We start from the raw sequence: 23,378 nt of genomic DNA, 5'->3' as shown, positions 1-23,378 counted from the left end.
GTTAAATTAGAAAAAGCGCCCGTTATTGCTAGCGGGCGCTTTTTATCTATTCAATTAGCAAAATTATTAATTAGTGCTTTTTCTTTTTCTTAAGTTTCTTTTTAATTGGCGAAACTTTTACTAGTTTGATTTTATTCTCTGCAATATCAACTAGCTCCATTGTATGGCCTGCGACATCAATACTAATGAAGGTTTCAGGGATGTCTTGTAAATACTCCAAGATCAAACCATTTAGGGTTCGCGGCCCATCCGTTGGCAGTTCCCAATTTAAACTCTTGTTGATATCACGAATATTAGCGCTACCTTCAATCAAGAAGCTGCCATCACTTTGTGGTGTGATTTCATCGGATAGGCTTGAGGACATAGAAGTCGTAAACTCACCCACAATCTCTTCAAGAATATCTTCAAGGGTGATCAAACCATTGATATCACCATATTCATCAACAACTAAGCCAATACGCTCTTTATTACGCTGAAATTTTAAAAGCTGCACATTCAAAGGCGTTGATTCAGGGATAAAGTAAACCTCATCGGCTGCGCGCAATAGCGTTTCTTTATTGAATTCATTTTTATCTAGCATAGTACGATAAGCTTTGTGCAGACGTAGCATGCCCACTACTTCATCGATTTGGTCACGATATAAAACAACACGCCCATGTGGTGAGTGAGAGAGTTGGCGCACAATCGATTTCCAGTCATCATTGATATCTATCCCAGTAATTTCATTACGTGGCACCATAATGTCATTGACGGTGACATGCTCTAAATCAAGAATAGAAATCAGCATATCTTGGTGACGACGCGGGATCAGACTGCCGGCTTCATTAACCACAGTGCGGAGCTCTTCTGAGCTAAGATGATCTTTGGTTTCGGCGTTATTTAAACCCAGAATACGCAAAAAGCCATTGGTAATGAAGTTCACTAAAATGACTAATGGCGCAAGGATACGCATCAGAATTTGCAGCAAGACGCTACTGGTAAAGGCGACTTTTTCAGGGTATAGCGCTGCGACCGTTTTAGGCGTTACTTCTGCAAAAACAAGGATCACTAGCGTCAACGCACCCGTGGCAATCGCAACTCCTAAGTCGCCATATAAGCGAATACCAATCACTGTGGCAATTGCTGAGGCTAAGATATTAACTAGGTTGTTGCCAATTAAGATAAGGCCAATCAGGCGGTCAGGTCTAGAAAGGAGTCTTTCAACGCGTTGCGCACGCTTGTCGCCTTCACTTGCCATATGGCGCAAGCGATAGCGGTTCAAAGACATCATGCCGGTTTCTGAGCCAGAGAAATAGGCAGAAATAATAATAAGTAATGCCAAAATGGCAAACAGAACCTCAGTAGGTAAAAGATCCAAGCTGATTTATTCCTTTAACTAAATAATAAATAGATGTAAGTAAAACGATGTTAGAGCCGATGTTAACTTAAAATGACTTCACGTACAAAGCGGCTACCAAAGTAAGCCAAAGTTAACACGCACGTGCCGGCGATAGAAAACCAAAGTGCCTTTTTACCGCGCCAACCTTGGCGATAATGACCCCAAAGTAGCACTGAATATAAAACCCAAGCAACAAAAGACAAGATAGTTTTATGTGAATTTTGCGCGGATAAAGCCCCTTCGATGTAAACTACACCTGTAATGAGCGTTATAGTCAGCAAAATATTACCGATGAAAATGATTTTAAATAACTGACGTTCAACCATCATTAACGGTGGTAAGTTTGGGTTTATGGTTAAGGATTTTTTGACTTTAATCTTGTGGTCTAAAAAAGCTAACTGGAGCGCATAAAGTGCGCCAATGGTTAGGGTTGAATAGGCGAATAAAGCGACAGTAATATGAAATAAAAGCTCTGGCTGACCTTCAAAATGGGTGAGGAATGTGCCTGGTAAGAAAGTTGCGGCTAAAATATTAATCCCAGCAAAACTATAGGCGATTGGCAGCAAGAACCAGAGCTTAGTTTTAAGCATAGAAATACTCATAACCAAACAGATGATAAAGCCAATCATGGAGGCAACATTTAAAATGCTAAAATTTTGCCCTGAAGGATCTAAGATTAAATCTTTTAATAGAAAAGCATGCGCAAGAAGTGCTATCGCCGCAAAGCCAAACACAAGTTTACTATGAATGCCTTTTTGATTGATAAGACCTGGCAAAATAAAGCCAATTGCCGCAAAGTAGAAAAGCACTGAGATAATAGAAAGCAAAATTTCCATTGTGGTATTGATTCATCCATTGATACAAAAGAAGAAACCTAAGACTGGCACATAAATTGTGCGGATAAAGCCGAAGGTGCTCGAAAACTAATTATACAGATTTGCACTAAGATCGGCTATTAACTTCAATCTTGAATGTATAATAACTGACTAAATCTTGATGAAAAACACCTTTCTTTTGTAAATTTCTTAATTCAATTTTTGGATAAGTCTAAAACAGACCCCATATAACTGGTATACTCACATCATATGACTGTAAACGCTCATTTTCGGGCGAAGAATTTAGGTAAAAAATATGTTTGATAATTTAACCGATAGACTTTCCCAAACCCTGAAGAACATCAGTGGTAAAGGGCGTTTAACGGATGACAATATAAAAGACACATTGCGCGAAGTGCGCATGGCGCTACTTGAAGCAGACGTTGCTTTACCTGTGGTGCGTGACTTTATTAAACAAGTCAAAGAGCGTGCGGTTGGCCTAGAAGTTTCGAAGTCGCTGACGCCAGGTCAAGAATTTATTAAAATGGTGCAAGGCGAGCTTGAAGCCGTCATGGGGGAATCAAACGAATCCCTAAACCTTGCGATGCAGCCGCCGGCTGTCATTTTAATGGCTGGTCTTCAAGGTGCGGGTAAAACCACTTCTGTTGGTAAGTTAGCCAAACTCTTAACTGAGCGTGATAAGAAAAAAGTTCTGGTTGCTTCTGCCGATGTGTACCGACCAGCGGCGATCAAACAGCTTGAAACGCTAGCTGCCGATGTTGGTACGAACTTCTTCCCATCAGATCCTAGCCAAAAACCAATTGATATTGCCAATGATGCGATTGCATTTGCCAAGAAGCAGTTCTTTGATGTGGTGATTCTAGATACCGCAGGCCGCTTGGCGATTGATGAAGAGATGATGTCTGAAATCAAAGACCTTCATCAAGCAATCAACCCAGTTGAAACCTTATTCGTTGTTGATGCAATGACAGGTCAAGATGCTGCCAATACAGCAAAAGCTTTTGGTGAAGCACTTCCGTTAACCGGTGTGGTCCTAACGAAAGTCGATGGTGATGCACGTGGTGGTGCCGCGCTTTCTGTGCGTCACGTCACTGGTAAGCCGATTAAATTCTTAGGTGTAGGTGAAAAAACTGATGCCTTAGAAGCTTTCCACCCCGATCGCGTCGCTTCACGTATTTTAGGTATGGGCGATGTCTTATCTTTAATTGAAGATATTGAGCGCAGCGTTGATAAAACCAAAGCTGAAAAGCTAGCGAAAAAATTCAAACAAAAAAAAGGTTTTGATTTAGAAGATTTTCGTGAGCAGCTTGGACAAATGCAAAACATGGGCGGCATGGCTGGCATGATGGGTAAACTTCCAAGTATGGGCAACCTACCTGATAATGTCAAAGATAAAGTTGATGACAAAATGTTTACCCAAATGGAAGCTATGATCAACTCCATGACTATGAAAGAACGTCAACATCCTGAGCTGATTAAAGGTTCACGCAAAAAACGTATCGCTGCTGGTTCTGGTACGCAAGTTCAAGATGTTAACCGCATGCTTAAACAGTTCACCCAAATGCAGAAGATGATGAAGAAAATGCAAAAAGGTGGCATGAAAGGCATGATGCGCAATATGCAAGGCATGATGGGCGGTGGCGGCATGGGTGGAATGGGCGGCTTCGGTCGTTAATTTTACTCACAGCAATTTTAATTGCGAAATGTCAACGCCTTACTATCGCTAAATGATAAGCGTTACTTCTGAATATTACTGAGATTATGAAAGCAGCTCAAAAAATAGCTTGCAATTATATCTCAGATAAGTAAAATTCGGGGGCTTTAATTTGGCACGCGGCTCCAGATTTAACCATCTGGGGCCAATTTTATTTTTATGAGAAAGCAAAGAGGACGATATGGTAACCATTCGTTTGGCACGTCACGGCGCGAAAAAACGCCCATTTTATCAAATCGTAGTAGCTGACAGCCGTTTCGCTGCAACTGGCCGCTACATCGAGAAAGTAGGTTTCTTTAACCCTACAGCTCAAGGTCAAGAAGAAGGTCTACGTTTAGATCTTGATCGCGTTAACCATTGGGTTGGTCAAGGCGCATCTGTTTCTGACCGTGTTGCTAAACTAGTTAAAGACGCTCAAAAAGCGGCTTAATCTTGTTAGCAGAAGAAGGGAAGACGATGAGCAAAGTTGATAGCGAAAAAATGGTTGTAGGTAAGCTTGGTGCTACTTATGGCATTCGTGGCTGGCTTAAAGTTTTTTCTTTTACAGATAATGCAGAAAGCATTTTTGATTATGCACCTTGGTATTTAAACCAAAATGGTAAATTAATCGAAACCAAAGTTGAAACGTGGAAGCGTCATAATCAAGGTTATATTTGTAAGCTTGAAAATGTTGATGTGCGTGAAGATGCACAACTTTACACCAACTTTGAAATCTTAATTGATCCTAATTCATTACCAGAATTGTCAGAAGAAGAATTCTACTGGCGTGAGTTATTTGGAATGCAAGTTTACACTGACAAAGGCTATCACTTAGGTGAAGTCATTGACATGATGGAAACTGGCTCAAATGATGTTTTGGTGGTGAAGGCAAATCTAAAAGATGCTTTTGGCAAAAAAGAGCGGTTAATCCCGTATCTTGAAGAGCAGGTGATCAAGTCTGTTGATCGCACTGCACAACGGATCGAAGTTGACTGGGATCCTGGGTTTTAGTCAGCCGTAATTTTGAAACGAAAGGAAATCCCATGTGGATAGGAATTATTAGCCTTTTTCCTGAAATGTTCCGCGCTGTTTCAGATTATGGTGTAACAGGTCAAGCGGTAAAAAAAGGTCTTTTATCATTTAATTTGTGTAATCCTCGCGATTTCACGCATGATAAACATCAAACTGTTGATGATAGACCTTACGGTGGTGGTCCGGGCATGTTAATGAAAGTTGCGCCTCTTAGAGATGCAATTTTAGCAAGCAAAGCCACAGCACCGAGTACGGCGAAAGTTATCTACTTATCTCCGCAAGGTCGAAAGCTCGACCAAGCAGGGGTTGAAGAGTTGGCTCAAAATGAGAATTTAATTCTGATTTGTGGCCGCTACGAAGGGGTAGATGAGCGCATCATTACAGAGTACGTTGACGAAGAATGGTCAATTGGTGACTTTGTAATGACGGGTGGGGAACTCCCAGCCATGACGTTAATTGATTCAGTCGCAAGGTTTATTCCTGGCGTGCTGGGGGATTTTGCGTCCGCAGAAGAAGATTCTTTTGCAAATGGTTTGTTAGATTGCCCGCACTATACGCGCCCTGAGTCACTGGATGGTAAAGATGTTCCGGCAGATTTACTTTCAGGGGATCATGAAAAAATTCGTCGCTGGCGATTAAAGCAATCGTTAGGCCGAACTTGGCAAAGACGCCCAGAGCTTCTGGAAAACCTAGCTCTGACTGACGAACAGGAAACATTACTTGCGCAGTTCATTTTAGAACATAAGTCGAAGTAACCTATTTATATTAGTTTCAGTTTAATCTAGGAATTTAAAAAATGAGTAATATCATCAAAGCTCTAGAAGAAGAGCAAATGAAATCAGACCTACCTAAATTTGCACCAGGTGACACTGTTGTTGTTCAAGTTAAGGTAAAAGAAGGTGACCGTGAGCGTCTACAGGCGTTCGAAGGTGTTGTGATCGGTATTCGTAACCGTGGTCTACACTCTGCATTCACAGTTCGTAAAATCTCGAACGGTGAAGGTGTTGAGCGTACTTTCCAAACTCACTCACCAATGGTTGACAGCATCGAAGTTAAGCGTCGTGGTGCAGTACGTCGTGCCAAATTGTACTACCTACGTGAGCGTTCTGGTAAGTCAGCTCGTATCAAAGAGAAGTTGGCGAAGAAATAATAACGCACGCTGCGTTCTCATCGAGAAGCGATCCTCCGGGGTCGCTTTTTTTATGTCTAAATTTTGTTAAAGGAATTAATTATTCTATACTCTCTGAATTTGACACTTTAATGACAGTTTTATCACGCAAAGTTAGATTAATTCGGAATAAAAAATTAGCAAGAGATCATAGTTTTAGCTTTAATCTGTAGTTATTTCTCGACTCACTTCATCTTTTGCTTTAAATTTATTTAAGTCTGCTATCTTAACGATTTACTTTTTATCGTTTAAACTGAATAAATATTAGATAAATAGTAGCATTGAGAAATTATCTACTATAAAGTCAATTAGATAGACTATTCTTAGTAACAACTACAAATATTAAATTACAATGGAGATGAATATGGTACGTGTTGCAGTTGCGGGTGCTGCTGGTCGAATGGGAAGAAACTTAGTTCGAGCGGCTTTTCGAAACCCAGATGTTGAAATTGTGGCAGGTTCAGAGAGCTCTAACTCATCACTTCTTGCAGCGGATATTGGCGAGATTTGTGGTGAAGGTAAGCTTGGTATTCGTCTTATTGCAGATCTATCTACTCAAGTTGAAAACTTCGATGTGATTATCGATTTTTCGTCACCTGTAGCCACGCTTGAAAATATCGAACTATGTAAAAAATATAATAAAGCGATTGTTATCGGCACAACTGGCTTTAATGAAGCTCAGCTGAAAAGTATCGATGAATCAGCAAAGTTAATTCCTATCGTGATGGCGCCTAACTATAGTGTTGGCGTCAACCTAGTGTTTAAGTTGCTAGAAAAAGCAGCGAAAGTGATGGGCGATTATTGCGATATTGAAATTCTTGAAGCGCACCATAGACATAAAGTTGATGCGCCATCAGGCACAGCTATCGGTATGGGTGAAGCGATTGCTGGCGCTATGGGTAACAAACTAAGTGATGTTGCTGTCTATGCACGCGAAGGGATCACGGGTGAGCGCAAGCCTGAAGAAATTGGTTTTGCGACGATTCGTGCTGGTGATATTGTCGGTGAGCATACTGCAATGTTTGCTGATATTGGTGAACGTGTAGAAATTACGCACAAAGCCTCAGATCGTATGACCTTTGCCAATGGTGCGATTCGCGCATCAGTATGGCTTGCAGACAAGCAGCCTGGTTTCTATACCATGACGGATGTATTGAATTTGAATGAGCTATAAGTCTTATCGAATTTTTATTCATTTTTCATTATTGAAATGTTAAGATTTATATCTAAAACGTCATCATTTTGTATGGCGTTTTTTTATATCTCTTCTCAATAAAAGAAACGATTGCTTTGCAAGTTAAGTTGTTAAAAGTTGTTTTTTTATCTATTTACGGTGTTAAAGCTTTATATTTGTACTTAAAGTTGCCTTTTATTTACTTTTTATACCTAGTTTATTTTTGATTGAGTGTTTTTTAACTACTTCTGAATGTACTTAATAGTTTATCGTTTGCTTCTTAGGTTTAACCATAGAAGTTATATGATTTAGACGCTTTGAATCAAAAAAGGCTTTAAGTGATAAGAATGCGATAATTAATTTTTTATTATTTGTTGACACATATCACAAGTATCCTTAGAATACGGTCAATTTATCTAAATTCAGTGATTCGAGTTTAGGTTAAGTTAAGGTGAATTTAAATATACATTTATTGAATTAATATGTTACTTTAAGCATATTAATAAGCGAATCTAAATTTCGGAGGTTATCTTGAGTCATTCCGCTCTGCTTGTCCTAGAAGATGGGACAGTATTCCACGGTCAATCAATTGGTGCACAAGGCTTGGCTGTAGGAGAAGTTGTTTTCAATACCTCGATGACGGGGTACCAAGAAATCCTCACAGATCCTTCCTATTCTCATCAGATTGTTACTTTAACTTATCCCCATATCGGCAACACCGGCACAAACTCTGAAGATGAAGAGTCTTCTAAAATCCACGCTGAAGCATTAATCATTCGCGATCTTCCTATTATTGCTTCAAACTTCCGCTCTGAGCAAAGCCTTTCTAGCTATCTTAAATCTCAAAACATTGTCGGTATTGCAGACATTGATACACGTAAGCTAACGCGTATTTTACGTGAAAAAGGTTCGCAAAACGGCTGTGTGGTTGCAGGTAAGAACCTAGATGAAGCATTAGCACTGGCGAAAGCAAAAGACTTTGCGGGCTTAAAAGGCTTAGATTTAGCAAAAGTTGTGACCACACAAGAATCTTATGAGTGGAAACAAGGCTCATGGACGCTTGAAGGCGGTCTGCCAAGTCCAAAAGCTGACAATGAGTTAGATTTCCATGTTATTGCTTATGATTTCGGTGCAAAACGCAACATCTTACGCATGCTTGTTGACAGAGGCTGCCGCCTAACGGTTGTGCCGGCACAAACAAGCGCAGAAGAAGTATTAGCCTTAAATCCAGATGGTGTTTTCCTATCAAATGGCCCAGGTGACCCAGCGCCTTGTACTTATGCAATTGAAGCCACAAAAGTATTTTTAGAAAAAGGCTTACCAGTCTTTGGTATTTGTCTTGGTCACCAGATCCTTGCATTGGCATCTGGCGCAAACACAATCAAGATGAAATTTGGTCACCATGGTGCAAACCACCCAGTGAAAGATTTAGATCGTGATGTTGTGATGATCACCTCTCAAAACCACGGTTTCGCAGTAGATGGCGACACATTGCCTGAACATTTGCGTGCAACCCATGTTTCATTGTTTGATGGTTCACTACAAGGTATTCATCGCACAGACGTACCGGCATTTAGCTTCCAAGGTCACCCTGAAGCAAGCCCAGGTCCACATGATGCAGCGCCATTATTTGACCATTTCATTGAGCTAATTAAAGAATCTAAATAATTTAAGACTATACCCAATTTTGTGAAGCTAAGTTGAACGGTTTCACAATTAAGGGTGTAAGGAAGGAACACAAGATAATGCCAAAACGTAACGATATTAAAAGTATTCTGATCTTAGGTGCAGGCCCGATTGTTATCGGTCAAGCATGTGAGTTTGACTATTCTGGTGCGCAAGCATGTAAAGCACTGCGTGAAGAAGGTTATCGAGTCATCCTAGTGAACTCTAACCCTGCAACCATTATGACAGACCCAGAAATGGCAGATGCGACTTATATTGAGCCGATCCACTGGGAAGTTGTGCGTAAAATCATCGAAAAAGAGCGTCCAGATGCAGTGCTACCAACTATGGGTGGTCAAACCGCTCTAAACTGTGCGCTTGATCTTGAAAAACACGGCGTACTAAAAGAATTCAACGTTGAGATGATTGGCGCAACAGCAGATGCGATTGATAAAGCAGAAGATCGTTCACGTTTTGACGCTGCAATGAAATCAATCGGTCTTGAGTGTCCACGCGCTGATACAGCCAAAACCATGGAAGAAGCATATAAAGTGCTGGATATGGTTGGCTTCCCTTGTATTATCCGTCCGTCATTTACTATGGGTGGTACTGGTGGTGGTATCGCTTATAACAAAGAAGAGTTTGAAGAAATTTGCCGTCGCGGCCTCGATCTTTCACCAACTAACGAATTATTGATTGATGAATCATTGATCGGTTGGAAAGAATATGAAATGGAAGTGGTACGTGATAAAGCTGACAACTGCATCATTGTGTGTGCAATTGAAAACTTTGACCCTATGGGTATTCACACAGGTGATTCAATCACAGTAGCTCCAGCGCAAACACTGACAGATAAAGAATATCAAATCATGCGTAATGCATCGCTTGCAGTACTGCGTGAAATCGGCGTTGAAACAGGTGGTTCAAACGTTCAATTCGGTATTAACCCGAAAGATGGCCGCATGGTTATCATCGAGATGAACCCACGTGTATCGCGTTCATCTGCGCTAGCTTCAAAAGCAACAGGTTTCCCGATTGCAAAAATCGCGGCAAAACTAGCGGTTGGTTATACGCTTGATGAGCTAATGAATGACATCACAGGTGGTAAAACACCAGCGTCATTTGAGCCAACAATCGATTATGTTGTCACAAAAATCCCACGCTTTAACTTTGAAAAATTTGCCGGCAGCAATGACCGTCTAACCACGCAGATGAAATCTGTAGGTGAGGTGATGGCGATTGGTCGTAACCAGCAAGAATCACTGCAAAAAGCACTTCGCGGCCTAGAAGTTGGCGCAACTGGTTTTGATGAAATGGTTGATTTAGAGGCACCAGATGCATTAACTAAAATCCGCCAAGAATTAAAAGAAGCCGGTGGCGATCGCATCTGGTATATCGCTGACGCATTCCGTGCAGGGATGTCTGTGGATGGCGTGTTTAACCTAACCAATGTTGACCGTTGGTTCCTGGTTCAAATCGAAGACATTGTTCAGCTTGAGCAAGAAGTCAAAGAAGGCGGCTTTGCGGGGCTTAATGCAGACAAATTACGCAAGCTAAAACGCAAAGGCTTTGCCGATGCACGTCTAGCGAAAATCTTAGGCGTAGCAGAAGGTGAGATTCGCCGCATGCGTGAGCAGCACGATATTCACCCTGTCTACAAGCGTGTAGATACTTGCGCCGCTGAGTTCTCATCAGATACTGCTTATATGTATTCTTCTTATGATGAAGAGTGCGAAGCAAATCCAAGTGACAAAGAAAAAATCATGGTTATCGGCGGTGGTCCAAACCGTATCGGTCAAGGTATCGAGTTTGACTATTGCTGTGTACACGCATCTCTTGCTCTGCGTGAAGACGGTTATGAAACCATCATGGTGAACTGTAACCCTGAAACTGTTTCAACCGATTATGACACATCAGATCGCCTATACTTTGAACCAATTACACTTGAAGATGTACTTTCAATTGTTCGTGTTGAAAAACCAAAAGGTGTGATTGTGCAATACGGTGGTCAAACCCCACTTAAACTAGCTCGTGCTCTGGAAGCGGCTGGCGTGCCAATTATTGGTACGAGCCCTGACGCTATCGACCGCGCAGAAGACCGTGAGCGTTTCCAAACTGCTGTTGAGCGTTTAGGTTTACTTCAACCTGAAAACGCAACAGTTACAGCTATGGAACAAGCGATTGATAAGTCAAAAGAAATTGGCTTCCCATTAGTCGTTCGCCCATCATATGTATTGGGCGGTCGCGCAATGGAAATAGTGTATGATGAGCAAGATTTACGCCGTTACTTCAATGAAGCTGTAAGCGTATCAAACGAATCACCAGTACTACTTGACCGCTTCCTAGATGACGCAGTGGAAGTTGACATTGACGCAATTTGCGATGGTGAGCGTGTCGTGATTGGCGGCATTATGGAGCATATTGAGCAAGCAGGGGTTCACTCTGGTGACTCAGCATGTTCATTACCTGCTTATACATTAAGCCAAGAAATTCAGGATGAGATGCGCCGTCAAGTTGAGAAACTTGCATTTGAGCTTGGTGTTCGCGGTTTGATGAATACTCAGTTTGCGGTGAAAGATGGCAAGGTTTACCTGATTGAAGTGAACCCTCGCGCAGCACGTACGGTTCCATTTGTTTCAAAAGCAACCGGCGCACCACTTGCGAAAATTGCAGCCCGCGTGATGGCAGGTCAAAGTCTTGAGCAGCAAGGTTTCACAAAAGAAATCATTCCACCTTATTACTCAGTGAAAGAAGTTGTGCTACCTTTCAACAAGTTCCCAGGTGTGGATCCACTGCTTGGCCCTGAAATGCGCTCAACGGGTGAGGTTATGGGTATTGGTGAAACATTCGCTGAAGCTTTCTCTAAAGCTGAGCTTGGTTGCGGTAACATTTATCCAGAAGGTGGCCGTGCATTACTTTCAGTACGTAGCGGCGATAAGAAACGTGTGGTAGAACTAGCAAAAGAGTTGATTAACTTAGGTTATCAATTAGATGCAACACACGGCACTGCTGTGATTCTTGGTGAAGCAGGCATTAACCCGCGTCTTGTGAATAAGGTTCACGAAGGTCGCCCACATATTCTTGACCGTATTAAGAACAATGAGTATACCTATATCGTCAACACAGCTGCGGGTCGTCAAGCGATTGAAGATTCAAAAGTGTTACGTCGTGGCGCATTGGCTGAGAAGGTAAACTACACTACAACGCTTAATGCTGCGTTTGCGACTTGTAAAGCGCACACAGCAGATAGCCGTGAGAGCGTGAATTCAATTCAAGAGCTACATGCTAAAATCAAGTAATTGAATAAGCTATAAAAACAAAAAAACCTTGCCATGAGAAATCAGGCAAGGTTTTTTATTGTTTAGCATATTTAAAATATGGAGACTTTCCCCAAAAGACTTGTACTTTCAGGGAAATGAGATTAATTCATCGCTGATGAATATAACTTACGCTCAAAATCAGCTAATGCAGTCGTGCCACCTGATGTTGGATGATAGTCAGTAACAAACTCAACAAAAGTGTTTTTAGGACGACCGTTGGCATCTAAGGTAAAGCCTGCCATATTGTAAGTGCCAAAAATTGAACCACTTTTCGCTGCAATATTACCTTTAATCGGCGCTTTTTGCATGCTACGACGATAAGTCAAGGTGCCGCTTGTACCCGAAACTGGCAGTAGTTTCACTATCTGCAAGCTTGCATCATTCTTACGCACAAAATTGAGCACATCCATCATTTGTTTTGGCGTAATGCGGTTACTGCGTGACAAGCCTGAACCATCGACTAATACTGCACTATCAAGATTGACTCCACGAGATTTAAAGATAGCTTTAATTGCTTTTTCACCATTTGTGAAACTGCCTGGCTGCTTATAATACGAAGCGCCAACAGCTTTGGCGATATTATTCGCATAAAGGTTATCTGAGCGTTTTAGCATATGATCAAGCAGCACAGTCAAAGAGTTTGAGTTATGCGTCATCACAACTTTGCCTTTTGGCACAGCCCCAGTTCGAACTTTACCTGTGATCTTAAAGCCTTGCTGACGAGCCAATTGAGACACGACATTTACCGCATACAAGCTTGGATTTTGCACCGCAAACTTAAGTGGTAGGGGATCTTTTCTTGGGGTTAAGCAACCAGAAAGTTGGTAGCTATTATCTAAGTTAGAGATAAGCTCTAAATCACAACTCAGCTTACTACGCGTTTCAGCGCTAACGGTTTGTGCTGTGGTGCTGACGCGGATAGGCTGGTAATCAGGCACGTGCGCGCGAGTTGTGCCATTGCTGCTGTTGGTATATATCGAGCCTTGGACACAGTTACCATCAATTACGACAGGGCTTGAAGGCGTACTATAACAACTACCAAGGATATCCCATGGCCAGCCGACAGCGCGCTCATAACCAGTAAAGGCACTGGTATCTAAGATTAAATCACGAGTACTTGAAATACCTTTTTTCTTAGCTAAAGCAAATAGGTTACTAATGTTTGCACGGGTTAGGCTAGGATCACCGGTAAAACGCAGGACTAAATTATTTCCAGATTGCTCAAGAGTGGTGCTAAAACGGTAGTTGCTGCCGAGCTGAATTTTGGCAGCAGTCGCTGTGAGTACTTTTAAGGTACTCGCTGGCGGAAAAAGTTTGTCGGCATTTTCACTTTGGGTAATTTGGTTATTTTTTTGAACTAAAATACCAGCACGAGCACCTGCTGGGAGCATATCACTATTGGCAGCGAAACTTGCCCATGAAGTGACGGCTAAGCCTGCACAAATACTTGTAGAAAGCAGTGATGAGAGAATTTTTTTATATCGCATAATAAACATCCTTGAAAGTCTAGATTTAGTATACCTAACTCAAGAATAGATGCGAAATGAAACAGGTGACAAAGTGATATTTTTACTTAGCTTTTACCACTATTGTATTTTGAATGCTGCACAAAACAAAACGCCCACTATAAATAGCGGGCGTTTTTTTAACTTTATCAGTTAGCCTAAGGCTAAGCTTGATTAGAAGTCGTAACGGATACCTAGAGCCGCTTCATCTTCTTTGCTTGGTTTACCAACGTCTTGTAGATCGCCTTTACCAAACTTATTAACATCCGAGTTGCTTAGTAGGTTAAAGTTGTAAGAAGCATATACACGGAAGTTAGGCTTGAAGTAGTAAGTCGCATCGATCGCATAGTTGTTTACGAATGCTTCATCTTCAACTTCTTGGTAGTTCCAAGTTGTTGTGAATACTGTTTTACCCCAAGTGTAAGCACCAGCCCACTCGTAACCATCGATGTCATGTACTTTATCAAATACAACATCTGAATCATCAGTTTCAGACATTAGAGCATTATATTCAGCAGCTTCACCTGTTACATAGTTAAATGCAGTGTAGAAGTTGTTGTATTCCCAAGATGCTGTTGCCATGAATTCATTTTGGTCATCATCTTTTGTTGCAGTACATACTGTTTCTGTACCATTTGCAACGATTTCGCCAGCATTATTAATTTCAAACGTTGGGCGATCTTCTGATTGTGAACAAGCATTAACGTCTTGTTGTGCATAACCTAGACCGATACGTAGGCCTGTGTCATATACATTCCAGATACCTGATAGAGAGAAACCGTCACGGTTGTTGTCGCTATCTTCAAAACGGTAAGATGCTTTAAGATCAAAATCAGCAAAGCTGCCAGCATAAGTCAGCATGTTTGATGCACGGTCAGCAACGTTTAGTTTGTATGCTGCGCTGTTACCATGGTATGCCATGATATCAGTAAAATCTGTTAGTACGCCAAGTGCACCGTCGTTTTTACCGTAAGTGATTTCACCAAAGTTACCACCAAGACCAGCATATAGATAACGGTTTGTTAGATCGTCTGCGTCGTTATCTGTTGGAAGACCACGGTCGTTGCCTTTAAACTCACCTTCATAAAAACCAACACCGTATAGGTTGTCATTGATTTGAGTTTTACCAAGGAAGTTTAAACGCACGCGTGATACGTCTTCAGTGTCACTGTCTTTGATAGACATACGCGCTTCAGCACGGCCGCCCATAGATAGAGTAGTGTCATCCGACTTAAAGATGTCAGCAGCGCTTGCTGTCCCTGCGGTAGCGATACCTGCTACTGCTAGTGCGATCAATTTTTTATTCATCGTAATAATCCTAACTTATGTGCTTTTTTCATCAAAAATTTAAATAGGAGCGCTCAAGCACCCTCTATGATTTTTATTATTAAACTGCTTGGCAAAACATGTACGACATGCCAGCGACAAGCATCTTAGCGAAAAGATTTTGCTTTGCCTATAGGTGCTTTATCAAGGTTTTGATAAAAAGTTCCATATTTTGGTTTATTTTTTTTAAACCTATTTCATTTTGCTGTAGTTTGATCACAGATTTGAAACATTTAGCCATTCTCGTAAGTCCTCTTTTTTACAAGGGAAGAAGCTTTATATTTTTCATTTTGTTAAAGTTATGTTGCATTTATGCGGGGCGAAAAATAAACAAAAGCGGACTTTATGATTGAAAAATTGAAATTTGATGGATGTTTTTTTATGTGATCTATTTCAAATTTTTTTGCTGAACTTTATCAAAAACTTAATTACAATTAGGTTACAAAATGATGAATAACACCAATTATGCTACCTAGTTGAGAGTTCACTCAATAGGTCGGCAGGTTGGCTTTTTGCTGTTTAAAATAATAGATTTAACAAGAAACAGATAAATTGGTGAGTAAACCAAGATAAATCCTGATAAACTTGCCAGTACATAACAGATATATCCCCCTGAACTTTAAATCCTGTGATGGCTTTGTAGGCCAGACGCAGCTTTGTTTGCTTTAAACAAAAGTAAGCAATGTCTCTATATAGAGGGGATAAATAACATTTTAGGATGAGGTAATAATGGAAAAGGTTCCAATGACTGTACGTGGTGAGCAAATCCTACGTGAAGAATTAGAAGTTTTAATGAAGCGTCGCCCGCTGATTTCTGAAGCAATCGCAGAAGCGCGTGAGCTTGGTGATTTAAAAGAGAATGCTGAATACCATGCAGCGCGTGAAGAACAAGGCATTTGTGAAGCTCAAATTCGTGATATCGAATATAAGCTTTCTGTTGCACAAGTGATTGACGTCAGCAAAATGGAAAACACAGGCAAAATCATTTTTGGTACGACTGTAACTTTAATCGATATCGATACAGATAAAGAAGTGAAGTACCAAATCGTGGGTGATGATGAAGCAGATATTAAACAAGGCAAGATTTCTGTAAGCTCACCGATTGCCCGCGGTCTTATCGGTAAGTTTGAAGGGGATGATGTGACCATCTCTACACCTGGTGGTGACAAAGACTTTGAGATTGATAAAGTAGAATACATCTAAAGCATTCTAGATCATTGGTCTGAGCCGCATCATAGCTCTTCTAGCTAGATGGTCATAAGGTCAATGATTTACGTCAATTCTCAGGAAATAAAAAAGCTACAGCTTGAATTTGGGCTGTAGCTTTTTTTGAAACTTAGTATTTCGCGCGTCTAAGCTTATTTATAATCTAAGCTTACTTACGAGGAAGTTCGATTTTCTTCTCTTCAGTTTGACGATAAAGCACTAAAACTTTACCAATGCTTTGTACTTTTTCAGCATTCGATTCACGAACAATCGCATCAATGATCAAGTTTTTCGTGTCGCGATCTTCCGATGCTACGCGGATCTTGATAAGTTCATGATGATCAAGTGCTTGATCGATTTCAGCCAAGACTGCTTCAGTCAATCCATTGGCACCGAGAAGTACAACAGGTTTTAAATTATGTGCAAGTCCTTTTAAATACTGCTTTTGTTTGGTGCTAAGGTTCATTATGCCGCCATTTTTGTTAATATAAGGGTTGAAAACAGCTATTTTAACGCCATCTATACTAGAAGACTATATATTCTCGACCTTATTCATAAATTTTCGCATTTTGATACAAGTCAAATTCTCACCTCGTTGATTTTTTTGATACTATTTGTGTAAGGTAAAGTTGGTATAGCATAAACTTTGGAATATCCATGAGCAAAAAGAAACATTCGGCGAGTTCAGGCCGTTGGTTACAAGAACATTTTGATGATAAATACGTTGCCGAAGCGCAAAAACGTGGCTATCGCTCAAGAGCTATTTTTAAAATTGAAGAGATTCAAGAAAAAGATAAGCTCTTAAAAGAAGGCATGACGGTTGTCGATTTAGGCGCAGCGCCAGGTGGCTGGTCACAATATGCTGCTGGAATCGTTGGCGATGATGGACAAGTGATCGCTTGTGATATTTTGCCAATGGACTCCATTGCTGGCGTGAGTTTCCTACAGGGGGATTTTCGTGAAGATGCAGTCTTAGAAGCTTTGCTTGAGCGTATTCAGCCAGATATGGTTGATGTCGTAATGTCTGATATGGCGCCAAATATGAGCGGCAACTTAGCGGTTGATCAGCCGCGTGGTATGTACCTGGTTGAGCTCGCTTTAGACATGTGTCGACAAGTTCTAGCCCAAAATGGTAGCTTTGTTGTCAAAGTTTTCCAAGGTGAGGGCTTTGATCAGTACGTAAAAGATGTACGTGACTGCTTTAAAGTGGTAAAAATAAGAAAACCCGACTCATCACGAGCGCGTTCTCGTGAGGTTTACATAGTGGCGACCGGCTATAAAGGCTAACCCGCTTTATTTATTAATTAGTTATCGAGAGGCTGCACCTTGAGTGACATGGCAAAAAATTTAATTTTATGGTTAGTAATCGCCGTTGTTTTGATGTCTGTGTTCCAGAGCTTTGGCCCTGGGGATGCAAACGGCAAAACAATTGATTACACATCATTTGTACAGGACGTAGGTCAAGGTCAAGTGCGAGAAGCGAAATTTAACGACCGCGAAATCTCTTTCGTGCGTAGTGATAATTCTCGTTATGTAACATATATGCCAGTATATGACAGTAAGTTACTAGACGATTTGATCAATCAAAAGGTGAAAGTTTCAGGTACGCCACCAGAGCAACCTAGCCTATTAAGCACTATCTTCATTTCTTGGTTCCCAATGATTCTTCTCATTGGTGTCTGGATCTTCTTCATGCGCCAAATGCAAGGCGGTGGCGGCGGTAAAGGCGCGATGAGCTTTGGTAAGAGTAAAGCTCGCATGATGAGCGAAGACCAAATCAAAACAACTTTTGCGGATGTCGCAGGTTGTGATGAAGCCAAAGAAGATGTGAAAGAGCTGGTTGATTATCTTCGCGATCCAAGCCGCTTCCAAAAGTTAGGTGGTAAAATCCCAACGGGCGTCTTGATGGTTGGTCCTCCTGGTACAGGTAAAACCTTGCTTGCAAAAGCGATTGCAGGCGAAGCCAAAGTTCCATTTTTCACTATTTCAGGTTCTGACTTCGTTGAAATGTTCGTGGGTGTCGGTGCATCACGTGTGCGTGACATGTTTGAGCAAGCGAAAAAATCATCACCTTGTATCATCTTTATCGATGAAATCGATGCTGTAGGTCGTCAACGTGGCGCTGGTGTTGGTGGTGGTCACGATGAGCGTGAACAAACCCTGAACCAAATGTTGGTTGAAATGGATGGTTTTGAAGGTAATGAAGGTATTATCGTTATCGCAGCAACCAACCGTCCAGATGTATTGGATCCAGCATTACTTCGTCCGGGTCGTTTTGACCGTCAAGTTGTGGTTGGTTTGCCAGATGTTCGTGGTCGTGAACAAATTCTTAAAGTACACATGCGTAAAGTGCCGCTTGCGGACAACATTGAGCCATCAGTGATTGCGCGTGGTACACCAGGTTTCTCGGGTGCAGACCTTGCAAACCTAGTGAACGAAGCAGCACTATTTGCAGCACGTGGCAACAAGCGTAATGTCTCTATGGTTGAGTTTGAATTGGCCAAAGATAAAATCATGATGGGCGCAGAGCGTAAATCTATGGTGATGACAGATGCGCAAAAAGAATCAACCGCTTACCATGAAGCAGGACACGCAATTGTTGGTCGTTTAGTACCAGAGCATGATCCAATTCATAAAGTGACCATTATTCCACGTGGCCGCGCTTTAGGTGTAACTATGTTCTTGCCAGAAGGCGATGAAATTAGTATTAACCTGCAAAAGCTTGAGAGTAAAATCTCGGTTGCTTATGGTGGTCGTTTAGCTGAAGAAATCATTTATGGCCCGCAACGTGTGTCAACGGGTGCATCTGGTGATATCCAATATGCAACGGACATTGCGCGTAAGATGGTGACTCAGTGGGGCTTCTCAGACAAGCTTGGTCCGCTTCTTTATGCTGAAGATGAAGGTGAGGTTTTCCTTGGTCGCAGCGTGACGCAAAGCAAGCACATGTCTGATGACACGGCGAAGCTTATTGATAATGAAGTACGTGATATCATCGATCGTAACTATAAGCGTGCACGTAAGATCCTTGAAGAAAACATGGATATCTTACATGCAATGAAAGATGCCTTGATGAAATACGAAACCATTGATTCACCACAAATTGATGATTTAATGGCTCGTATTGAACCAATTCGTCCGCCACAAGGTTGGAGCGCAACGGATGCAGAGCATGCAACGCGTCAGGAAACAGCGCCACAAGCGAAAGCTGAAACGCAACCAGAAGCTAAACCTGAATCAGATTCTGAGTCAGAAGTAAAAGCGGAAGATGCATCAAGTTCAGCATCAACTGACAATGAGCAAAATAAAGAAGATAAATAATCTGATTATTTGCCCTATGTTTTAATATTAAGCCCTGATTTTTCGGGGCTTTTTTGTTGTTATTGGTATATACAATGAAATTTCAAACCTCACATCCAGTTTTCGAAAGTCCGCTTTCAATTAAAGCTAACTCAAAACAATTACTTCTAGATAAACCACAAATCATGGGGATCTTAAATGCGACTCCTGATTCATTTTCAGATGGCGGCAAGTTTAATACCTTAGATAAAGCGTTAAGGCACGCTGAAGCTATGATCCAAGCGGGGGCCAGTATGATAGATGTCGGTGGTGAGTCGACTCGCCCCGGTGCTAGCCTTGTGAGTGATGATGAAGAGTTATCACGGGTTGTGCCTGTGGTGGAAGCGATTGCTAAAAACTTCGATGTTTGGATTTCAGTGGATACAAGCAAAGCGATAGTGATGCAAGAGGCTGCCAAGGTAGGTATGGATTTAATTAATGATATCCGCGCCTTAAGTGAACCAAAGGCTTTAGACACCGCTGCTCAGTTAGGCTTACCTGTGTGCATTATGCATATGCAAGGTCAGCCAAAAACCATGCAAGATGCGCCAAGTTATAGCGATGTTTTACAAACCGTAGATAAGTTTTTAAGTCAGCGTATCGAAGACTGTATTCAAGCAGGCATCAAGCGAGAAAACATTATCTTAGATCCAGGCTTTGGATTTGGAAAAACCTTGGCGCATAATTATGAACTGCTCGCCAATATCGGCCACTTTCATCATTATGGCCTGCCTGTGTTGTCTGGCTTGTCACGTAAGACAATGATCCATAAGCTATTAGATATCACGCCCCAAGAAGCCACCACAGGTAGCGTCACTGGCGCTCTCATTTCAGCTATGCAAGGCGCGCAAATTCTGCGTGTACATGATGTACTTGAAACGAAGCAAGCGCTGCAAGTCTGGCAGGCGTGCAATACTACTCTTGCGTCAAACTAGATTTAAACCAATGCTTGGCTTAAATCAATCTTAGACATATTTAGCCCAGCTTTGGCTGATTAGTTTTTGTATTTTAAACGCCTAGCCTTTATCATCTGTTTTAGATTGTATTTGCACACTTGCAGGCTCTGGCTTTTAAATGCCTTACTGTGGGCATAACAGATAAATAAAAGCGTAAATAAGGAATTTTTATGTCTGAACAAAGACGTTATTTTGGTACCGATGGTATCCGTGGTCGTGTTGGCCAATATCCAATTACCCCTGATTTTGTATTAAAATTAGGTTGGGCTGCAGGTCGCGTGCTCGCAAAACAAGGGTCTCGCCAAGTCATTATTGGCAAAGATACACGTATTTCTGGTTATATGCTTGAATCTGCGCTTGAAGCAGGGCTTGCAGCCGCAGGTTTAAAAGCTATTTTCACCGGCCCTATGCCAACCCCTGCAATTGCTTATTTAACTCAAGCGTTTCGCGCGGAAGCTGGCATTGTAATTTCAGCGTCACACAATCCTTATTATGATAACGGGATCAAGTTCTTTTCATCACAAGGCACTAAGTTGCCCGATGCGGTAGAGCTTGCGATTGAAGCTGAAATTGATAAGGACATTGAATGTGTTGATTCTGCGCTTTTAGGTAAAGCTCGCCGTATGACGGATGCAGCAGGGCGCTATATTGAATTTTGCAAAAGCACTTTCCCACACAACTTAAGCCTTGAAGGGTTAAAGATTGTTTTAGATTGTGCCCATGGCGCAACTTATCATATCGCACCAAATGTTTTCACTGAGCTTGGCGCAGATATTATTACTATGGGCGTGACGCCAGATGGCCTCAACATCAATGAAGAAGTTGGCGCAACGGATATTAAAGCCTTGCAAAAACGCGTGCTTGAAGAAGGCGCCGATCTTGGTTTAGCGTTTGATGGCGATGGCGATCGCATCATTATGGTCGATCATTTAGGCCATAAAATTGATGGCGACCAAATCGCTTACATCATCGCTCGTGATGCACTGCGTCGTGGTAAGTTAAACGGTGGCGTTGTTGGCACGCTGATGACTAACCTTGGCATGGAAAAAGGCTTAAAGCAGCTTGGTATTCCATTTGTACGTGCCAAAGTTGGTGATCGATATGTGATGGAACAGCTTGTCGAAAAAGGTTGGAGCATTGGCGCTGAAAACTCAGGCCATGTGATTTTACTAGATAAAGTTACGACGGGTGATGCGATTGTTGCTGGCTTGCAAGTGTTACGCTCTGTTGTAGATAGTGGCCTATCTTTACATGAGTTATCACAAGGCATGACCTTATACCCACAAGTTTTAGAAAATGTACGCTTCTCTGGCGAAACGGATCCACTTGAGTCGGACGCGGTAAAATCTGCAGTCAAAGATGTGGAAGCACAGCTTGCGGATAAAGGTCGTGTACTGCTTCGCAAATCAGGCACAGAGCCTTTGATCCGAGTGATGGTGGAAGGCGAAGATGCTGAGCTAGTGAAGGCGTCAGCACTAGCGATTGCGAAAGTTGTTAAAGAAACTTGTTAGGCTTAATATCGATAGTTGCCACTAAGTTTTTATTATAACAATGGCAACTATTTACTTGATATCGTCATTAGCATGTTGAAGTTTGTTGTATTTTTGAACATTTAGGTTGAAAATATTAGCGAAATAACACTTTTTTTTAATTTATACTTGTCAGCTGTGATTTCTTTGGGTAGTATCTTCGCACCTTCTAAAGAGCTTCTTTAGAATAAGGGAAGATAATCCCAATTAAATTACAGTGTAGGTGATATTATGTTTACGATTCTACTTGTGATTTATCTGTTAGCTGCAATTGGTGTGATTGGACTTGTATTAGTTCAACAAGGTAAAGGCGCAGACATGGGCGCTTCGTTTGGAGCTGGCGCTTCAAATACAGTATTCGGCGCAGGTGGTTCTGGTAACTTCCTAACTCGTTCAACTGCTGTACTAGCAACTGTGTTTTTTGTCTTAAGTTTGGCGCTAGGTAACTTATCTACGCATAAAGACGCATCACAATGGGCCGCTCCTGTTTCTGTTTCAGAAGAAGCTGCTCAGCAAAAAACTGATAAATCAGATGCGGATGCCGCACCAGCAGAAAAAACAGTTGGTGATGAAATCCCACAATAAGATTTAAAGATTGACTTATATCTATTTGAAAGATAAGATACTTTAACGATAAAGATTTTATTTCAATTGATGTAAGTGAATTGAAATGCCGAGATGGTGAAATTGGTAGACACGCTAGCATGAGGTGCTAGTGCTCTAGGGCGTGAGGGTTCAAGTCCCTCTCTCGGCACCATGATTTGATTATTTATAATCCTACAGTACGGACGCGGGGTGGAGCAGCTTGGTAGCTCGTCGGGCTCATAACCCGAAGGTCGTCGGTTCAAATCCGGCCCCCGCAACCAATTTTGGCTAAGCGTAAGCGAGAAGAAAGGTAGTTAGTTATAAACTAAGCCTTTCAGCCAATAGTGAAAATGTTGTATTTGAACCCAAATATGGCATTTTGATTATAAATAAAGGTGATAAGTTTTCATTTAACTTATTGCTGCTAAACTTAAACTAAGTTTAGTGCTATCAGGGTCCAGCAACAAAAAACCCCGACTTTCGGGGTTTTTTGTTATTTGTCGCTTGTAAATCAACTGCTTGATTTGTAAGGACAATACTAAGGCAAGATCTTGCAACTTGGTATATTTCAATGGGCGCTTATGCCCTTTTTTTGTTTCTGGTACCTTGTAATTTATACTAATTGGTAATCATCACCTTCGAAGATGAAGGCAATACCATTTAACG

Annotated in this window: 19 protein-coding genes and 2 tRNA genes; 16 read left to right on the top strand and 5 right to left on the bottom strand. The window is 41.5% G+C overall.

All coding sequences use genetic code 11. The annotated features are described in order from the left end of the window. Positions 1-70: 70 nt before the first annotated feature. A complete protein-coding gene (locus AC2VOY_RS04245; protein ID WP_491832466.1) occupies positions 71-1,357 on the bottom strand; it encodes an HlyC/CorC family transporter in 1,287 nt (428 codons plus the stop codon). Positions 1,358-1,419: 62 nt separating this feature from the next. Continuing rightward, a complete protein-coding gene (locus AC2VOY_RS04240; RefSeq protein WP_491832464.1) occupies positions 1,420-2,214 on the bottom strand; it encodes a cytochrome C assembly family protein in 795 nt (264 codons plus the stop codon). A gap of 295 nt (positions 2,215-2,509) precedes the next feature. Between AC2VOY_RS04240 and ffh the strand changes: the two genes are divergently transcribed. The 8 genes from ffh (at position 2,510) to carB (ending at position 12,245) form a co-directional block, all read left to right on the top strand. Next, positions 2,510-3,889 carry a signal recognition particle protein gene (gene ffh, locus AC2VOY_RS04235; RefSeq protein WP_491832463.1) on the top strand — a complete coding sequence of 460 codons (1,380 nt, stop codon included), beginning with the start codon at positions 2,510-2,512 and terminating at the stop codon, positions 3,887-3,889. A 220-nt stretch (positions 3,890-4,109) separates the two neighbouring features. Further along, positions 4,110-4,358, top strand: a complete 249-nt coding sequence (gene rpsP, locus AC2VOY_RS04230) for a 30S ribosomal protein S16 (protein ID WP_491832461.1) — start codon at positions 4,110-4,112, stop codon at positions 4,356-4,358. A gap of 26 nt (positions 4,359-4,384) precedes the next feature. Continuing rightward, positions 4,385-4,918 carry a ribosome maturation factor RimM gene (rimM, locus tag AC2VOY_RS04225; protein WP_491832459.1) on the top strand — a complete coding sequence of 178 codons (534 nt, stop codon included), beginning with the start codon at positions 4,385-4,387 and terminating at the stop codon, positions 4,916-4,918. Positions 4,919-4,950: 32 nt separating this feature from the next. Next, on the top strand, positions 4,951-5,694 hold the full coding sequence (gene trmD, locus AC2VOY_RS04220; RefSeq protein ID WP_491832457.1) for a tRNA (guanosine(37)-N1)-methyltransferase TrmD: 744 nt from the start codon (positions 4,951-4,953) through the stop codon (positions 5,692-5,694). A gap of 41 nt (positions 5,695-5,735) precedes the next feature. Beyond that, entirely contained in the window at positions 5,736-6,089 is a 354-nt protein-coding gene (rplS, locus tag AC2VOY_RS04215; protein ID WP_244358289.1) for a 50S ribosomal protein L19, read from the top strand. 382 nt (positions 6,090-6,471) lie between these two features. Continuing rightward, positions 6,472-7,281 carry a 4-hydroxy-tetrahydrodipicolinate reductase gene (dapB, locus tag AC2VOY_RS04210; RefSeq protein ID WP_491832456.1) on the top strand — a complete coding sequence of 270 codons (810 nt, stop codon included), beginning with the start codon at positions 6,472-6,474 and terminating at the stop codon, positions 7,279-7,281. Positions 7,282-7,812: 531 nt separating this feature from the next. Then, positions 7,813-8,949, top strand: a complete 1,137-nt coding sequence (gene carA / locus AC2VOY_RS04205) for a glutamine-hydrolyzing carbamoyl-phosphate synthase small subunit (RefSeq protein WP_491832454.1) — start codon at positions 7,813-7,815, stop codon at positions 8,947-8,949. A 77-nt stretch (positions 8,950-9,026) separates the two neighbouring features. Continuing rightward, complete coding sequence (gene carB / locus AC2VOY_RS04200; RefSeq protein ID WP_491832452.1) at positions 9,027-12,245, top strand: carbamoyl-phosphate synthase large subunit; 3,219 nt, start codon at positions 9,027-9,029, stop codon at positions 12,243-12,245. A 122-nt stretch (positions 12,246-12,367) separates the two neighbouring features. On the opposite strand, the gene dacB is transcribed toward carB, so the two are convergent. Continuing rightward, complete coding sequence (dacB, locus tag AC2VOY_RS04195; RefSeq protein ID WP_491832450.1) at positions 12,368-13,753, bottom strand: D-alanyl-D-alanine carboxypeptidase/D-alanyl-D-alanine endopeptidase; 1,386 nt, start codon at positions 13,751-13,753, stop codon at positions 12,368-12,370. A 192-nt stretch (positions 13,754-13,945) separates the two neighbouring features. Next, entirely contained in the window at positions 13,946-15,079 is a 1,134-nt protein-coding gene (locus tag AC2VOY_RS04190; protein ID WP_491832448.1) for a porin, read from the bottom strand. A gap of 747 nt (positions 15,080-15,826) precedes the next feature. Here AC2VOY_RS04190 and greA point away from each other — a divergent pair. Next, positions 15,827-16,300, top strand: coding sequence for a transcription elongation factor GreA (gene greA, locus AC2VOY_RS04185; protein ID WP_491832446.1), 474 nt, complete (start codon positions 15,827-15,829; stop codon positions 16,298-16,300). A 172-nt stretch (positions 16,301-16,472) separates the two neighbouring features. Here greA and yhbY read toward each other — a convergent pair whose 3' ends face one another. After that, complete coding sequence (gene yhbY, locus AC2VOY_RS04180) at positions 16,473-16,769, bottom strand: ribosome assembly RNA-binding protein YhbY (RefSeq protein ID WP_491832444.1); 297 nt, start codon at positions 16,767-16,769, stop codon at positions 16,473-16,475. Positions 16,770-16,960: 191 nt separating this feature from the next. Here yhbY and rlmE point away from each other — a divergent pair, with 191 nt between their 5' ends. The 7 genes from rlmE to AC2VOY_RS04145 all read left to right on the top strand — a co-directional run bounded on the left by rlmE (position 16,961) and on the right by AC2VOY_RS04145 (position 22,993). Further along, on the top strand, positions 16,961-17,590 hold the full coding sequence (gene rlmE, locus AC2VOY_RS04175) for a 23S rRNA (uridine(2552)-2'-O)-methyltransferase RlmE (protein WP_491832442.1): 630 nt from the start codon (positions 16,961-16,963) through the stop codon (positions 17,588-17,590). Positions 17,591-17,629: 39 nt separating this feature from the next. Then, on the top strand, positions 17,630-19,624 hold the full coding sequence (ftsH, locus tag AC2VOY_RS04170; RefSeq protein WP_491832440.1) for an ATP-dependent zinc metalloprotease FtsH: 1,995 nt from the start codon (positions 17,630-17,632) through the stop codon (positions 19,622-19,624). Positions 19,625-19,698: 74 nt separating this feature from the next. Continuing rightward, positions 19,699-20,577, top strand: coding sequence for a dihydropteroate synthase (gene folP / locus AC2VOY_RS04165; RefSeq protein WP_491832438.1), 879 nt, complete (start codon positions 19,699-19,701; stop codon positions 20,575-20,577). A gap of 191 nt (positions 20,578-20,768) precedes the next feature. Next, positions 20,769-22,109, top strand: a complete 1,341-nt coding sequence (glmM, locus tag AC2VOY_RS04160; RefSeq protein ID WP_491832436.1) for a phosphoglucosamine mutase — start codon at positions 20,769-20,771, stop codon at positions 22,107-22,109. Between the two features lie 249 nt (positions 22,110-22,358). Next, the gene (gene secG, locus AC2VOY_RS04155; protein ID WP_491832434.1) at positions 22,359-22,712 is read left to right on the top strand and encodes a preprotein translocase subunit SecG; all 354 of its coding nucleotides are present in this window, start codon (positions 22,359-22,361) and stop codon (positions 22,710-22,712) included. A gap of 87 nt (positions 22,713-22,799) precedes the next feature. Then, positions 22,800-22,884 (top strand) — tRNA-Leu (locus AC2VOY_RS04150). Between the two features lie 32 nt (positions 22,885-22,916). Then, positions 22,917-22,993: transfer RNA gene (locus tag AC2VOY_RS04145), tRNA-Met, on the top strand. Positions 22,994-23,378 lie beyond the last annotated feature (385 nt).

The sequence above is a fragment of the Vibrio sp. KMM 9700 genome, assembly GCF_058545285.1.
The sequence above is the reverse complement of the archived record's forward strand: the minus strand, read 5'-3'. Positions and strand labels throughout refer to the sequence as shown.